A 16,153-nucleotide genomic window follows, 5' to 3' on the forward strand; every position below is an offset into this window, starting at 1 on the left:
GGTGAACGCGGGTACAATTCGGGGGTGGGGTATGATGCGCTTTTTATCGATATTGGCGGTCGTGGCCGGCCTGCTTATGGCCCAGCCGGTGTGCGCCCAGGATGCCAACCCTGACGCCAATACGGGCTATTACGGTGTGGCCTGCAGCGACCATGATGCCGACTGGCAGGCGGCCTCCGCCGGTGCGACGACAGACCGCAAACTGCCGTCAGGTCAGGTGGCGACACCAAAGGGCACCTTCACCCAGATATTCACCTGCACGGTCGCCGGTCACAAGGTGCGGATGAACTTCGCCTTGCGGCCGGTTTCCGGTTTCCATTGCGGCTACACCGACGATATTCGCATTTCGGCCTGGGTCGACGGGGTGAAGGTTATCGACAACCGCCAGGCCGGCGATTACGACGCGTGCATGACGCCCGATGCACCCGCCAATAATCTCGAGATCTGGCGCGTCCTGGTCGATGACAAAATGCGTCTGACGATGTGCGATCGCCTGATCGATTCCGAGCAGACCGCCCCCCATGCCGCGGCCGATATCAAACCCGGCCAGAGCGAAGAGAAGGCGGAAAACGAAAACGGTGAGACCTATTATTATCTCAGCCAATGCCGCTTGACCGACCTGTCGGGGCAGACCGCCGTCATCGATCCCTGGTTCGACGGCACAAGCGTCAAACGTACACCGCCGACCCTGGATTTGGCCATTAATACCGCGGCCTTCTGCCCAAGCCTGACGCCCGTCTTCCTGAGCAATAAGACACCGCAGGTCGACGATGCCCTGCCGCCCTATCGCAAGACGCGTCTGACGCTCGACGGCCTGGACTACGATACGGCGCCGATGGACGACAAGGCCGGCGAGGTCGCGACCTTTGCCGTCGATATCGACAACGACGGCGTGGCCGACACGGTGACCTATAGCGAACAATTGGCCGGTGAGGACCCCGATGGCGACTATCCCGGCCAATATAGCTGGCACAGCGGCAAGACCGGCAAGGACATAGTCGTCACTGCCACCTTGCTCAACGCGCCGGTCCATTGGAGCGCGACGCCCGACCAGGATCCGATCCGCGACGACACGACCTTTATCGACATCGAGGGCAGGTTCTATCTCTACAAGGCCGACAATGGTTTCGTCGACGGCTTTACCAGTGTTGGCGCAGATGGCGTCGAGGCCGAGGATGGTGCAACTGATGGCGATACGGCTCCGTCGCGCCATATCTACGAACTACATAATGACGGCACAGCGATGGAACTGTGTGCCTGGAAGGCTCACAAGCGCCCGGAAGAATTCCTTTAAGCCCTTGCCTTCCCGGCCCTGTTCGTGTAGAGCCACCCGTTCTTACCGACCCGCCGGGCCAAAGGCATGCCTGGGCGGGTCTTAAACTCTTACAGAGGGCGGTTCCAACCGAACCGTACATGAAATGCCCAAGTTGAAGACCAAGTCGGGCGCTAAAAAGCGTTTCCGCATCACTGCCTCAGGCAAAGTCAAGGCTGGCGTCGCCGGCAAGCGTCACCGTTTGATCTCGCACAATGCGAAATATATCCGTCAAAACCGCGRCACCCAAGTGATGTCCGCGCCGGATATTATCAAGATCAAATCCTACATGCCTTACGCCTAAGGAGCAGTGACACATGGCACGCGTTAAAAGAGGCGTAGTTTCTCACGCCAGACACAAGAAGGTTCTGAAGCTCGCCAAGGGTTTCTACGGCCGTCGCAAGAATACCATCCGTACCGCCAAGGCCGCCGTCGACAAGGCCGGCCAATACGCCTACCGCGATCGCAAGGTCAACAAGCGCAACTTCCGCGCCCTGTGGATCCAGCGCATCAACGCTGCTGCGCGTCTGGAAGGCTACACCTACTCGCAATTCATCCACGGCCTGAACCTTGCCGGTATCGACATGGACCGCAAGGTTCTGTCCGACATCGCCATGAACGACAGCTCGGGCTTTAGCGCCATCGCCGCTAAGGTGCGCGCGGCCCTGGCCGCCTAGGCTTTTCAAGCTACCGAAAAAGCCCCGCACCTTCACCGGTCGCGGGGCTTTTTTTTGGCCTTTCACCCGGCCACCCTTTCGCTTAAAGACCTACCGACTTCACTTACAACGACAGACGACATCATGACCGTTTACGCCGAACTCCAAAGCGATATCGAAGGCGAAATCAACGCCGCCGCCGACCTCTCCGCACTCGACGCCGTGCGCGTCTCGGCGCTGGGCAAGACCGGGCGCATTTCGGGCCTGCTCAAAACCCTGGGCTCGCTGCCGCCCGAGGAACGCAAAGCCACCGGCGCCGCCATCAACGCCGTACGCGATGCCGTCCAAGCGACTCTCGACGCCCGCAAGGAAACCCTGGAAGCCGCCCACCTCGCCGAACGCCTGAGCAAGGAGCGCGTCGACCTGTCCCTGCCGGCCGCGCCGCGCCCCAAAGGCGGCGTCCACCCGACGCTCCAGGTCATGGACGAAATGGTCGCCATCTTTGCCGACATGGGCTTCGAGGTCGCCGAAGGCCCCGATATCGAAGACGATTTCCATAACTTCACCGCGCTCAACTTCCCGGAAAAGCATCCGGCGCGCGAAATGCACGACACCTTCTTCTTCAATCCCGACGAAAACGGCGTCCGCAAGCTGTTGCGCACCCACACGTCGCCGGTCCAGATCCGCACCATGGTGAATGGCAAGCCACCGTTTCGCCTGATCGCGCCCGGCCGCGTCTTCCGCTGCGACTCCGATCAAACCCACACCCCCATGTTCCACCAGATCGAAGGCCTGGTGATCGACAAGGGCGCGCATATGGGCCACCTGAAATGGGTGCTCGAAACCTTCATTTCGCGCTTCTTCGAGACCGATAGCGTCGTCACCCAGTTCCGCCCGCACCACTTTCCCTTCACCGAACCCTCGGCGGAGCTGGATGTGCGCTGCTCGTGGGAAAAGGGCGAACTCAAGGTCGGTCAGGGCGACTCATGGCTCGAAGTCCTCGGCTGCGGCATGGTCCATCCCAACGTCCTGCGCAATTGCGGCATCGATCCCGATGAGTACCAAGGCTTCGCCTGGGGCATGGGCGTCGATCGCCTCGCCATGCTGAAATATGGCGTGCCGGATCTGCGCGACATGTTCGCCGCTGATACGCGCTGGCTGGCCCACTACGGCTTTAGTGGCTTTGCCGCGCCGAACAGCGCAAGCGGACTCTCGTAAGAAATAAGACAAGGAGGCCCAGCCTCCTTGACCTCGAAACAAAGACAAGAACCATGAAATTCTCTCTCAGCTGGCTTAAAGATCACCTGAAAACGCAGGCGACCATCGACGAAGTGGCCGCCGCCATGACTATGGCCGGGCTTGAAGTCGAAGACATCCACGATACATCCAAGGCGCTGCTGCCGTTCAGCGTCGCCAAGGTCGTCTCTGCCGCCAAGCACCCCAATGCCGACAAACTGCAAGTCCTGCAGGTCGACACCATTGATGGTCGCAAGGAAATCGTCTGCGGCGCGCCCAATGCCCGCGCCGGCATGACTACCATCTATGCTCCGATCGGCGCCTATGTTCCCGGCCTCGGCGTCACCCTGGTCGAAAAGCCCGTCCGCGGCGTCGTCTCCAACGGCATGATGTGCTCGGCCGCCGAGCTCCAGCTTAGCGACGAACACGACGGCATTCTCGACCTGTCCGATGACCTGAAAGTCGGCACGCCGGCCACCGCCGTCTTCGGCGTCGAACCCGTCATCGATTTCGAAGTCACCCCGAACCGCCCCGACTGGCTGGGCGTCCACGGCATCGCCCGCGACCTCGCCGCCACCGGCCTCGGCACGTTCGAGGAAAAGGCCGTTCCGTCTATCAAGGGCGCCTTTCCCTCCACCATCAAGGTCGTGGTCGACGGCGATGCCTGCCCCTATTTCACCGGTCGCGTCATCCGCGGCGTCAAGAACGGCCCCTCGCCGGCATGGCTGCAGGACAAGCTGAAAGCCATCGGCCTGAAGCCGATCAGCGCCCTGGTCGACATCACCAACTACCTGACCTATGACCGCGCCCGGCCGCTGCACGTTTATGATCTCGGCAAGCTGACCGGCGACACCCTGACTGCCGGCCTACCGGCCGAAACCTCTGACGCCGCCATGCTCGACGGCAAGACCTATAGCGTCACCCCCGACATGTGCGCCATCATGGATGCCTCCGGCGTGATCGGCCTGGGCGGCATCATGGGCGGTGACTCGACCAAGGTCGACGACACCACCTCCGACGTCTTCCTCGAATGCGCCTGGTTCGACCCGATCCGCACGGCCCAGACAGGCCGCACCACCACCATAACCTCGGATGCGCAATACCGCTTCGCCCGTGGCGTCGATCCCGAATTCGTCCTGCCCGGTCTCGAACTGGGCACGCAACTGATCCTCGACATCTGCGGCGGCGAGCCATCCGAGGCCGTTGTGGCCGGCGAGGCGCCGAAAGGCCGGCCGAACGTATCCTTCGATCCGGACTATGTCGCGCAATTGACCGGTCTCGACGTCTCGCATGACGACATCAAGCGCATCCTGCGCGCTCTTGGTTTCGGCGTCGTCAGTGAGGGCAAGACCTATGACGTCTCCGTGCCGTCCTGGCGCCGCGATGTCGATGGCAAGGCCGATCTGGTCGAGGAAGTCGCGCGCATCTATGGCTTCAACAATATCCCGGCCACGCCCCTACCCGTCGTCAATCCGCGACCGGGCGGCGTTCTCACCGCCCAACAGGCCAAGGCCCGCACCGCCCGCCGTGCGCTGGCCGCCTATGGCTACAGCGAAGCCGTCACCTGGTCGTTCATGCGCCAGGACTGGGCGAAACTGTTCGGCGGCGGCGCCGACGCGCTCGTCCTGGCCAATCCGATCGCCTCGGAACTGAACTGTATGCGCCCCAGCGCCCTGCCCAACCTTCTGGAAGCCGCCGGCCGTAATGCCGCCCGTGGCCACGCCGGCGCGCAACTGTTCGAAATCGGCCCCATCTATCAGGGCCTGGAACCGGGCGACCAGAAGCCGGTCATCACGGCCTTGAAGGCACCCGACAAGTCTCGTCATTGGCAGAACCGCAATACCGACGCCCTGTTCGCCATCAAGGGCGATCTGATGCGCCTGCTTGAAGACATGGGCGCGCCGGTCGCGTCACTGCAACTGGTGCAAGGCCAGAACGCCAGCCATTGGCATCCCGGCCGCTCGGCCCGCCTGCAGCTGGGGCCGAAGCAGATCGTCGCCGAATTTGGCGCCCTGCACCCCAGCGTACTGAAGGCCATGGACCTCGACGGCGATTATGTCGCTTTCGAAATCCGCATCGACAATCTGCCAGCTGGTAAATCCAAAGCCGGCAAGTCGCGCGGCGCTCTTGTGACGTCGAACCTGATGCCGCTGACCCGCGACTTCGCCTTTCTGGCGGCGGATAGTCTGGCGGCCGGCGACCTGGTTCGCGCCGTCAAGGGTGCCGACAAGGTCCTGATCGGCGACGCCCAGGTGTTCGATGTCTATACCGGCGCCGGTGTCCCCGACGGTCATAAGTCGCTGGCGATCGAGGTGACCATTACCCCGACCGACAAGACCCTGACTGAACCGGAGATCGAAGCTATCGGCCAGAAGGTCGTGGCGGCGGCTGGAAAATTAGGCGCAGTCTTACGCAATTAGGATGGGCTGGCTTTCTCGGTAATACGTGATACCTTAATTCAAAATAAGAATTTGGGGCGAGGCGTATGTTGAGGGAAGAGGCGGATCGGCCGGACACGTGCGTCCGCGCGTATGATATCGATCATATAACAACCAAGGAAACCTACAGTGACAGTGGTGGCGTGCCGCCTGCTGCAGCGCTTGGTGTTGTCGCAGCCTCATCGGTGGCGCTCAGTGCCTGCGGCGGAGGTGGCGGCGGAGGCGGTGGTTATTCCCCGCCCCCACCGCCGCCTCCGCCACCCGCCCTGCAATACACGGTGACCGAGGCCGCCCGTTTCCTGCTGCAGGCGCAATTCGCCTTTACCGATGCCGATGTCACCAGCGTCCGCACGTTGGGCTATTCCGCCTGGCTCGATCAGCAGTTTTCCGTGTCCCTGTCGCAAACGGCCCAGGCCTGGCTGGACGGTCAGGGCCACAATGTCCCCAAGGCCAACGGCAATTATTTTGACCCCACCATGGGCGATTGGATGGCCTGGCGTGTCACCATGACAGGGGCCGACCAGCTGCGCAAACGCTGCGCCCTGGCCCTCTCCGAAATGATGGTGACCTCGCTCAATCCGATCGACGGCTTCTGGCCGCCCTATGTCATCGGCGCCTATTGGGATCTGTTGAACAAGGACGCTTTCGGTAATTTCCGCACGCTGTTGGAAGACATCACGCTCAACGCTTCGATGGGCCTGTTCCTCAATACGCGCGGCAATATCAAGGAAGATCCGGCGACCGGCCGCGAGCCCGACGAGAACTATGCCCGCGAAGTCATGCAATTGTTCACCATCGGCCTGTACGAACTGAACCTCGACGGCACGGACAAGACCGACGGGCTGGGCAACAAGACCGAGACCTATACCCAGGACGACATCAGCAACCTGGCCCATGTCTTTACCGGCTACGATTGGAACTATAGCCGGGTGACCTGGCAGAACACGCCCTTCCTGCCCTATGCCATCCCGACCACCGAATTCGCGCGCGACCCAATGTCGTTCGACGCCAGCAAACACTCCGACCTGGCCGTCACCTTCCTGGGCACCACCATTCCGGCCAATACGCCGGGCGCAGCGGCCCTCAAGACAGCCCTCGACACCCTGTTCAATCACCCCAATGTCGGTCCCTTCTTCGCCAAGCAGATGATCCAGCGTCTGGTGACGTCGAACCCGTCGCCGGCCTATGTCGCCCGCGTCGCCGGCGCCTTCAACAATAACGGCTCGGGCGTCCGCGGCGATTTGAAGGCGGTGTGGAAGGCGATCCTGACCGACACCGAGGCCCGCACCCTGCCGACCGACGACAAGAGCGGCAAGCTGCGCGAACCGATGATCCGCTGGATCCAGTGGGCGCGCCTCTTCAACGTCTCCAGCGATACCGGCCTCTGGCAGATCTACGATACGTCGGGCAGCGACTGGGGCCTGGGCCAAAGCCCGCTGCGTTCGCCGTCGGTCTTCAACTATTTCCGTCCGGGCTATGTACCGCCGCATACGGCGATTGCCGATGCCGCCGACGTGGCGCCGGAATTCCAGCTGCATAACGAAACGACCACCGCCGGCTATATCAACTTCCTCACCTCGACCATCCGCACCGGTTACAGCGACGTCAAACCGAACCACGCCGAAGCCCTGGCCCTGGTCACGGACTCGCAAGGCCTGCTCGATTGGCTCAACCTGCATTTCAGCGCCAACCAGATCTCGGCAACGACCATAGCCGCCATGAAAACCGCGCTCGACACCCATACCGTCGGCGCCGGCTCGTCCGACAGCGAAAAGCTGGACCGCATCTGCAATGCCGTCCTGATGGTCATGTCCTGTCCCGAATATCTCATTCAGAAGTAGCGCAACATGTACATCAATCGCATACCCGATCTGCACCGCCGCGCCTTTCTGAAACGCAGCCTGGCCCTGGGCGCCATGGGCGCCGCAGCACCTATGGCGCTGAACCTGGCCAGTGTCGGTGAAGCCGCCGCCATGGACGCCAGCGATTACAAGGCCCTGGTTTGCATCTTCTTCTACGGCGGCAACGACTATGCCAACACCGTTATCCCCTACGACCTGCCCAATTACGATCTCTATAGCGCCATCCGTGGTGGCGGCGCGGGGCGGACGCGCGGCGGTATTGCGCTGGGTCACGACGAACTGGCCGGCACCGCCCTGCATACCCTGACGCCGCAGACCCTGACCAATGACGTGCAATATGCCCTGGCGCCGGAAATGCCGGGCGTCGCCGCCCTGTTCAATGCCGGCCACGCCGCCATCCAGCTTAATGTCGGGCCCTTGGTCGTGCCCCTGACGCTGGCGCAATACAACAGCGGCGACAAGAACTTCCCCTTGCCGCCCAAGCTGTTTTCGCACAACGACCAGCAGTCGGTATGGCAAGCGCTCGGCTCGGAAGGCGCGACTGTCGGCTGGGGCGGGCGTCTCGGCGATCTGGCGCTGAGCAGTAACGCCACCAGTATGCTGACCTGCATCTCGGCGTCCGGCAATGCGGTTTTCGTTTCCGGCAATACCGCGCTCCAGTATCAGCTTAGCCCAGATGGCGCGATCCCGATCTGGGCGGCCAAGGGCTCCAGCTTCGGCTCCACGGCCGTGTCGGACACGCTGAAGACCCTGATTACCCAATCGCGCACCCACCGCATGGAAAACGAATTCACCAAGGTGACCCAGCGCTCCATGGACCTGGAAGGCATCGTCAATACCGCTCTGGCGCCGGTTTCCCTGACCACCAATTTCGATCCGAACGGCCGGCCAAACGGTTTGGCCGACCAGCTCAAGATCGTCGCCAGGCTGATCGGCGCGCGCTCGGCGCTCGGCGCCAAACGCCAGGTCTTCTTCGTCTCGATGGGCGGCTTCGACAACCATGACGGCCTGATGGAAAACCACGGCGGTTTGATGGGCGCCTTCAACGAAGCGATCACCGCCTTCTATGCCGCCACGGTGGAACTGGGTGTCGCCAACAAGGTGACGACTTTCACGGCGTCGGACTTCGGCCGCACCTTCTCGTCCAACGGCAACGGCTCCGATCACGGCTGGGGCTCGCACCACTTCGTCATCGGCGGCGCGGTCAAGGGTGGGCAGTATTACGGCACGGCGCCGCACGTCTCGATCGACACCGATGACCAGGTCGGCCAGGGACGTCTGCTACCCTCGACATCGGTGGATCAATTGGCGGCAACCCTGGCGCGGTGGTTCGGCGTATCGAATTCGGAACTGGCGACCGTATTGCCGCGGATCGGCAATTTCGCCACCTCGAATATCGGCTTCATGTCCTAACGCCGGTTAACCCTTTCCCTACGCGCGACCTTAAACATTATCGTTCATAATGACCCCAAGAGTTTAAAGGGCCAGCGTACATGTCGGCAATCACTACGGCTATTTCGGGCGTTATTTCGGCCGGTGCGCGTTTCGACAAGGCCGCCACGGCGACCGTGCGCGACATGTCGCAAGGCAACGATATCGTCAGCGACCTGGTCGAACAGATCGATTCCCGCAACGCCTTTCAAGCCAGCATCAATGTCGTCAAGACGGCCGACGAGATGCTGGGCCGGCTGTTAGATATTAAAGCGTGAGTGCAGTCCTCCCCAAACTGAAAAGCCCGCCGGAACGGTCCGACGGGCTTTCTTTTTATGTGCGCTCGCATCGGCCCCCCAAAGGCTGCCGAAGAGATACGGAGTAGATTTGGCCCTAACAGCAGAAATCAGCGCTCCGAATGGGAAAACGATCGCCCGCATAAGGTGTTATGATACCTGCCAAATGGGCAGCCGCGACGTACCCTGCGGTCGATGAAATATGAGTCAAACCATCCGCTGGCGACACCGTCCTCATTCGGCCCCCTTATTCGGAGTGTCGATTTTACTGAAATAATACCAAATCTACTCCGAATCTCGCCGCCAGCCATTTCGGAGACCGGCGGCGAAGTCGGACTTAGACGGGGAACTTAGACGGGGGACTTAATAGTCTTCGTCTTCCTCGGGTTCCGACAACTTGCCACCGCCCTTGCCGAAGACGTCCTCGACCGACAGGTCGTTCTTCTTGGCATAGGGGCTGTCGTCTTCTTCCTCGAAGGCCGGCTGCACCGTGACGGCGGGCTTCAGGCTCGGATCGTCAAGCGGGATGCCCAGCTTCTCGGCCTGCTTGCGCTTGACTTCCGCGGCCTTCTTGACGGCGGCGTCGAGTTCGATCTGACCGATGAGGCCCAAGGTCACCGGATCGACCGGCTTGATATTGGCCGAGTTCCAGTGACCGCGCGAACGGACCTGTTCGATCGTCGACTTGGTGGTGCCGAGCAGCTTGGAGATCTGCGCGTCGGTGATTTCCGGGTGATGCTTGACGAACCACAGGATGGCGTCGGGGCGATCCTGGCGGCGCGACACCGGCGTATAGCGCGGCGCCTTCTTGGCCGGCTTCAGCAATTCGGCGTGACGGCTAACCTGGGCCTTCATGCGGTAAGACGGGGTCTTCTCAGCCTTGTCGAGCTCTTCGCGCGTCAGTTGGCCATTGGCGATCGGGTCGGCGCCGCGAATATCGCGCGCCACTTCGCCGTCGGCGATACCCTTGACTTCGAGCAGGTGCAGGCCGCAGAAGTCGGCGATCTGGTCGAAGCCGAGCGAGGTATTGTCGACCAGCCACACGGCGGTGGCCTTGGGCATCAGGATGTCAGACATGGACTTTATCCTTGTAGTGAACGACCGTTACGGTGGTCCAGAAATGGCTACGCCCGGCCTTTTCGGCCGGGCGCGGGTGTTGGCCCAAGTCTATAGAGCGATTTTGCCGTGAAGGGAACACCCTGGCGTGATATTTTGATGACGGCAATTTTATCCCTTGAAGTTGAAAAAAAAGACGACAAGGCCGCGATAATCCATATGATGCCCTCCGTTGTAAGACCATAACAGACCGACGTCATGAATGCGGTCAAATGTTACAGGAAGCGATACTATGATGAATGCAGACCTTCAGTTGGCGTACAAGACGTTCAAAAGCGACCCGACGTCGCGGTCGCAATTCAGCAGCCTGGCCAAGGCTCTGGGAGAAAACGCCAACTTCGCCGATCTTCTGCGCGCTTCGCGCCTGTTTGAGACATCGGGCAAGGATCAACGTCTCGCCCTCTATTATCAACGCTGGGCCCTGTTCGGCCGCCGCCGGTTCGAGGAAGCTCTCGAAGTTGCCGAGGCCATGACGCAAGGCGACGAAGTTCAACCCAACGATTTCAGCTGGGTCGTCAAGATCCTGACCCGCCTCGGCCGCAATGATGAGGCGATCAAGGTCGCCCAGGGTGCCCTCGCCACCTGGCCCGACCATGACGGCCTGACCGCCAACCTGGCCGCCGCTTCGCAACCGGCGCCTGCCGCCGATCCGCGCGTCGCTCAAACGGCCCAGATCAAGCCTGCTCCTGGCGCCCGTCCCCGCCCCGACAAGAAGACGACGGGCAAGCGCGGCAAGGCCAGACGTTAAGCCCGCCCTTCACAGCCTCAACACGACCTTGCCTGTATGGGCGCCGCTGTCCATATAGACATGCGCCGCGCCCGCATCGGTAAAGTCGAAAACGCGATCAATCACCGGCTTGATCTTGCCGGCCTCGATCAGCGGCCACACACGGCTGTGCACGGCGGCGGTTAGTCGCGCTTTTTCGTCGGGTGAACGGGGCCGCAACATGGATCCCGTCAGGACAGCGAATTTTTGCATGATGCGGCGCAGGTCAAGCTCGACCGTCGACGGCTTGCTGAAACCGACCTGGACCATACGTCCGCGCGGGTTAAGACAGGCCAGGTTCTTGTTGAAGAAATCGCCGCCGACAATATCCAACACGACATCGGCGCCGCCGAAGGCCTTGACCGCCTCGACATAGTCATCGTTTCCGGTATCGATGACGAGATCGGCGCCGAGATCGCGTGCAAAGGCGCATTTGGCCGGTCCGCGCGCCGTTGCCACCACCTTGGCGCCGAAGGCCTTGCCCATCTGGATGGTCATGGACCCTATTCCGGAATTGCCGCCGTGGACCAAAACGGTCTCGCCGCCCTGCAAGGCGCCGTGCTCCATCAGGTTGGCATAGACGGTCAAAACCGTCTCCGGCAGGCTGGCGGCCTCCAGCAGGCTCAAGCTCCTGGGCACCGGCAGCAGATGGCGGATATCGACCGAGACGAATTCGGCATAGCCGCCGCCATTGACCAGGGCGCAGGCTTCATCACCGATCTTCCAGCCGACATCGTCACCGAAATCGGGCGGCAAATTGATCTCGACGATCGTGCCCGAGATCTCAAGTCCGAGGCCCGGCGCAGCACCCGGCGGCGGCGGATAGGCGCCCTTACGTTGCAGGATATCGGGGCGATTGACGCCGGCAAAGCTGGTTCGTATCAGCACATGGCCGCGTCCCGTTTCGGGGCGCGGGCTGTCGCCGACGTAAAGATCGTCCGCCCGCTGACCATCGCCGCGGATCAAAATGCTTCTCATCACATCGCCCATGGTGATTCGTTTTCCTTGATTTTATCGCGCAAGAGGCGTTTCATCACAAAAGGGACGATGCGTAGATTTAAGCGAATTGTCCAGCCTGGTCGGAACGCGAGGTAGCCGGATGATAGATGACGATCTGCCGCAAATGTTTAAAACCGCCGCGGGGACCGCGGCCTTGACGGGCTTGGCGCGTGAAGACCTCGATCCGTACAGTGTCGAGGACCTGGCCGAGCGCATCGGACTCCTCGAAAGCGAAATCGAACGGTCCCGCGCCGCCATGGAGCGTAAAAAAAATCGTCTCTCCGCAGCCGAAGCTTTATTCTCTTTTAAGGGTAGTTAACGCTTAATAACCCTGAATGACCTGTCGCCATGGCATAAGCGTTGCAGACAGGACCTCAGGTTTGACGATGAACGCGCCGGTTTCGGCCATGCGGTCAGAACGAACCGCCCGTAAAAGATTTAGCATAAGGCTTACAGATGTCCGAAAGCTCCGCCCAGAATATCAACGCCCGCGTCCACCTGGTGCGCGACTTCGCCTCGTCGGACCTGTTCGACCGTACCTTCAAGGAAGGCATGGCGTTGGTTGAGGAAACGGCGTCCTATCTCGATGGCGACGGCCGCCGCGATTCCCGCCTGTTGTCGCGTGAAGACGCCCTGCTCTATGCCGGCGAAAGCATGCGCCTGACCACTCGTCTGATGCAAATCGCCTCCTGGCTGCTGGTCCAACGCGCCGTCCGCGAAGGCGATATGGACGCCACTGACGCCTGCGACGACAAGTATCGCATCTCGCCGCTCAACGGCGACAGCCTCGACCCGCACAAGATCCTGCCGGGCGGCCTGCTCAATCTGCTCGATCGCTCCAACCGCCTGTATGAGCGCATTTCGCATATGGACAAGCGCATGTTCGTCGACGGCGAAGGTGACGAAGTGAAGGTCAATCCGGTCATGAACCAGATGGCCATGCTGCAAAACGCCTTCGGCCTGGAAGCCTGATAGCGTTCTGATATTCAGCCGTAATTTTGAAAGGCATCGTCCGATCGGGCGATGCCTTTTTCGTGTCCGTAATCCCGCCATATTGCGGTAGCAAATTCCCGCGGCATGGTTATCTTGAGCTTGCACCTTTATGGGGGATATCTGACTTGACCAAGCCACGCCGCGTTTCACTGGCCGTTCTCTTGCTGGCCATGGCCTTGCCGGCAGCCGGTGCGTCTTTGGCCGGCGACAGGTTGGCGCCCTATGATACCGGTGTTCAGTTCGCCCATCTCCACAGCGATATCGTGCCGGACCCCGATGTCCGCTTCGGCCGACTGCCGAACGGCCTGACCTATGTCATCAAGCATAATGCCGTTCCCGCCGGCGGCGCCACGGTGCAGATGCGCATCGCCTCGGGCTATTTGATGGAAGCCGAGGATGAGCGCGGCCTGAGCTTCCTGCTCAGCCGTCTCGCCTTCGACGGCGACAAGAACCTGAAGGGTCAGACGCTCGACGACTATCTCAAGGCGCATGACCTGCAAATGTCGATGACCAACGGCGTCACGGTCAATCCCGACACGACGAAATACCAGATGGACCTGCGTGGCGCCGCGGCTACCGACATCGATACGGGTCTGTTCGCCCTGCGTGAAATCGCCGACGGCTTGACCTTGCCGGGTGATGCCGTGAAGCAGGAAGCCGCCACAGCTGCCCAACGCTACGCCATGAGCGAGGGCAATGTTGCCTACCAGGCATGGACGGCGTCGAACGCCAAGCTCTATGCCGGTCAGGCCTATGCCAATCGCGAGCTGCTTGGCCTGCCCGACGTCCTTCTCTACAGCCCGCCAGAAAAACTGGCGGCCTTCTATGCCGCCCATTATCGCCCGGAATTGACCACCATCATCCTGGCCGGCGATTTCGATCCCGATATGGCCGAGAAGCGTATCAAGGCGGCCTTCGGGAGCTGGAAACCCACGGTCAAAAGCCCGCCGCCGGCGGCCGACTTCGGCGTCTACCAGCCCAAGGGGCCGAGCGTCCAGTCCCTGACCCAACCCGGCTTGCCCGAAGGCGCCCTGATTTCGTGGCTGGCGCCGTTCGACGACAGCTATCAAACCAATGCTCAGGTTCTCGACCAGACTCTGAACCAGGTGGCCATTCTTATCCTCAATGCCCGCCTGGCGCGCGCCGCCAGCGACCCGACTTCCCCCCTGACCATGGCGGAGCTCAGCCGTGCCTCGACGCCTAAAACGGCGGAGCAGATGACCTTGTTCGTCAGGGCCAAGCCCGGCCAGGAGGAAGCCGCCATCAAACTGGCCCTGACCTATGTCGAGCAATTGAAGGCCCATGGCGTCAGTCAGGACGAGATCGACGATGCGTGCAATCAGATGTCCCAGACGATCGGCGCCTATCGCGACCGCTCGGCCAAACAGGACGACAGCGACCTGGCGCAATTCCTGTCGATCAATCTCGACAACAATGCCGTCATCAATTCGGCTGAGCAGGACGTTGATCATCTCGAGGCCAACAAGCCTTTCCTGACCCGCGAAGCGGTCGCCGGCGCCATCAAGCGGCTGTGGTCGTGGGACGGTCCGGCCTTCCAGCTGCTGGGCGGGGCCTACGGCAAGCTGAACAGCGATGCTATCCTGGCCGATTATCGCGCCGTCGCCGCCGCTACGCCGCCCAAGCCGGAGGAGGTCAGCCATGCTGCCTGGGCCTTCGATAATTTCGGTCCGCCGGCTCAGCCGGTCAAGACTGAGACGGTCGGCGATACCGGCATTACCCATCTGACCTATGCCAACGGTCTCAACGTCTATATCGAGCGGCGGACGGATACGCAGAACGCCATCGCGGTCCGCCTGGACATCGCCGGCGGCGTGCAAAAATTTCCGCTGCAGAACCCGCCGCCCCTGTTCATCACCACGGTACCGGGCTTCCTGGAAGGCAGTATCGGACCGATGATCCACGACGACGTCGTTCGTGTCATGAAGAACAAAATGCTGTCGATGAATTTCTCGATCGACGAGTCTGCAACCGTGCTGCAAGGCAGCACCAACCGCGATGGCCTGGAAACCCAGATACAGTTGATGATGGCCTATGCCACCAACTATCACCTGACCCAGGGCGAGTTCGAGCGCGCCACGGCCGGTTTCGACGACTATTATACCCGCGTCGGCGGCACGGCCGAAGGCGTCATGAGCGGCCTGGCGACGCGCACCCTGCGCAGCAACGATCCGCGTTTCGGACCGCCGGGGCAGGAACAGGCGGCCCGTCTGACGCTTGCCGATGCCCAGGGTGTTTTCGATACCGCCCTGGCGCCGGCGCCGATGACGGTGACCATTGTCGGCGACGTCGATCCGGCGGCCGCCCAGGCAATAGTCGACAAGACCTTCGGCACGCTGAAACCTTTGCCCGCCAAGGCCAACCTGCCCGCCGGCGCCGACCACATCGCTTTTCCGGGCAAGGCGATGGACAAGACCCTGTACTTTCAGGCCAAGGGTGAACAGGCGATCGGCCTGCTGACCTGGCCGGCCTTCGACTATCTCAGCGACCTGAAACGCTCGGAAGCCTTCAAGCTGATGACGCGCGTCCTCAATCAGCGGTTCTACAACCTGCATGCCAAGGACTACGGCATGTCGGACCCGACCTTCTTCAGCAATTATTTCTCGATCGGCTTCAAGGGCTACGGCTATCTCAGCGCCATGACCTACGTGCCGGCCCACGCCGATGATACGCCGGTCGTGAATGCGGTCCGCGATGCGTTCGCCGACATGATCGCCCATCCCATAACCCAGGCCGAACTCGACAAGGCCAGGACCTGGGCCAGCCATCAACAACAGAATACGGCGCAAGACAATGCCTATTGGGCGGAGGTCATAGCCAGCGGCGCCACCCCCGCCGATATCGCGATGTTGCAGCACTATGACGCGACCCTAACGGCCGTCGATCTCAAACAGGTTCAGGATCTGGCCAATACCTATCTCAAGATGGACAAGACCGTGCATCTCAATATCGAACCCCTGCCGCTCGATCGTGCCAACGCATCATAGTGACATTGTTGCACCTGCTCACAACTATGTGACAACGCTGTCA

General features: G+C 61.3%; 14 protein-coding genes. 12 read left to right on the plus strand and 2 right to left on the minus strand.

All coding sequences use genetic code 11. From position 1 onward, the window contains the following. The first annotated feature begins 31 nt into the window (after positions 1-31). The 8 genes from AC1DX3_RS13140 (at position 32) to AC1DX3_RS13175 (ending at position 9,213) form a co-directional block, all read left to right on the plus strand. The gene (locus AC1DX3_RS13140; RefSeq protein WP_476989751.1) at positions 32-1,294 is read left to right on the plus strand and encodes a hypothetical protein; all 1,263 of its coding nucleotides are present in this window, start codon (positions 32-34) and stop codon (positions 1,292-1,294) included. Positions 1,295-1,418: 124 nt separating this feature from the next. Then, complete coding sequence (gene rpmI, locus AC1DX3_RS13145) at positions 1,419-1,616, plus strand: 50S ribosomal protein L35 (protein ID WP_476989752.1); 198 nt, start codon at positions 1,419-1,421, stop codon at positions 1,614-1,616. Between the two features lie 13 nt (positions 1,617-1,629). Then, complete coding sequence (gene rplT, locus AC1DX3_RS13150; RefSeq protein WP_476989753.1) at positions 1,630-1,989, plus strand: 50S ribosomal protein L20; 360 nt, start codon at positions 1,630-1,632, stop codon at positions 1,987-1,989. A 123-nt stretch (positions 1,990-2,112) separates the two neighbouring features. Next, a complete protein-coding gene (gene pheS / locus AC1DX3_RS13155) occupies positions 2,113-3,186 on the plus strand; it encodes a phenylalanine--tRNA ligase subunit alpha (RefSeq protein WP_476989754.1) in 1,074 nt (357 codons plus the stop codon). 53 nt (positions 3,187-3,239) lie between these two features. Beyond that, complete coding sequence (pheT, locus tag AC1DX3_RS13160; RefSeq protein WP_476989755.1) at positions 3,240-5,624, plus strand: phenylalanine--tRNA ligase subunit beta; 2,385 nt, start codon at positions 3,240-3,242, stop codon at positions 5,622-5,624. A gap of 65 nt (positions 5,625-5,689) precedes the next feature. Continuing rightward, positions 5,690-7,483 (plus strand): DUF1800 domain-containing protein, encoded by a 1,794-nt coding sequence (locus AC1DX3_RS13165; RefSeq protein ID WP_476989756.1) that lies wholly within the window; start codon positions 5,690-5,692, stop codon positions 7,481-7,483. Positions 7,484-7,489: 6 nt separating this feature from the next. Next, the gene (locus AC1DX3_RS13170) at positions 7,490-8,917 is read left to right on the plus strand and encodes a DUF1501 domain-containing protein (RefSeq protein ID WP_476989757.1); all 1,428 of its coding nucleotides are present in this window, start codon (positions 7,490-7,492) and stop codon (positions 8,915-8,917) included. 80 nt (positions 8,918-8,997) lie between these two features. Next, positions 8,998-9,213 (plus strand): flagellar basal body rod C-terminal domain-containing protein, encoded by a 216-nt coding sequence (locus AC1DX3_RS13175; protein ID WP_476989758.1) that lies wholly within the window; start codon positions 8,998-9,000, stop codon positions 9,211-9,213. 381 nt (positions 9,214-9,594) lie between these two features. Here AC1DX3_RS13175 and AC1DX3_RS13180 read toward each other — a convergent pair whose 3' ends face one another. Next, positions 9,595-10,308 (minus strand): DUF1013 domain-containing protein, encoded by a 714-nt coding sequence (locus AC1DX3_RS13180; protein WP_476989759.1) that lies wholly within the window; start codon positions 10,306-10,308, stop codon positions 9,595-9,597. 271 nt (positions 10,309-10,579) lie between these two features. Here AC1DX3_RS13180 and AC1DX3_RS13185 point away from each other — a divergent pair, with 271 nt between their 5' ends. Next, entirely contained in the window at positions 10,580-11,095 is a 516-nt protein-coding gene (locus tag AC1DX3_RS13185) for a hypothetical protein (protein WP_476989760.1), read from the plus strand. 9 nt (positions 11,096-11,104) lie between these two features. On the opposite strand, the gene AC1DX3_RS13190 is transcribed toward AC1DX3_RS13185, so the two are convergent. Next, entirely contained in the window at positions 11,105-12,091 is a 987-nt protein-coding gene (locus AC1DX3_RS13190) for an NAD(P)H-quinone oxidoreductase (protein ID WP_476989761.1), read from the minus strand. Positions 12,092-12,212: 121 nt separating this feature from the next. On the opposite strand from AC1DX3_RS13190, the gene AC1DX3_RS13195 reads away from it, so the two are divergent. The 3 genes from AC1DX3_RS13195 (at position 12,213) to AC1DX3_RS13205 (ending at position 16,110) form a co-directional block, all read left to right on the plus strand. Then, the gene (locus AC1DX3_RS13195) at positions 12,213-12,431 is read left to right on the plus strand and encodes a DUF1192 domain-containing protein (protein WP_476989762.1); all 219 of its coding nucleotides are present in this window, start codon (positions 12,213-12,215) and stop codon (positions 12,429-12,431) included. Between the two features lie 137 nt (positions 12,432-12,568). Next, entirely contained in the window at positions 12,569-13,084 is a 516-nt protein-coding gene (gene rcdA / locus AC1DX3_RS13200) for a protease adaptor protein RcdA (protein WP_476989763.1), read from the plus strand. A 146-nt stretch (positions 13,085-13,230) separates the two neighbouring features. Next, complete coding sequence (locus AC1DX3_RS13205; RefSeq protein WP_476989764.1) at positions 13,231-16,110, plus strand: M16 family metallopeptidase; 2,880 nt, start codon at positions 13,231-13,233, stop codon at positions 16,108-16,110. Positions 16,111-16,153 lie beyond the last annotated feature (43 nt).

It is taken from the genome of Asticcacaulis sp. P2_B1 (assembly GCF_056404915.1).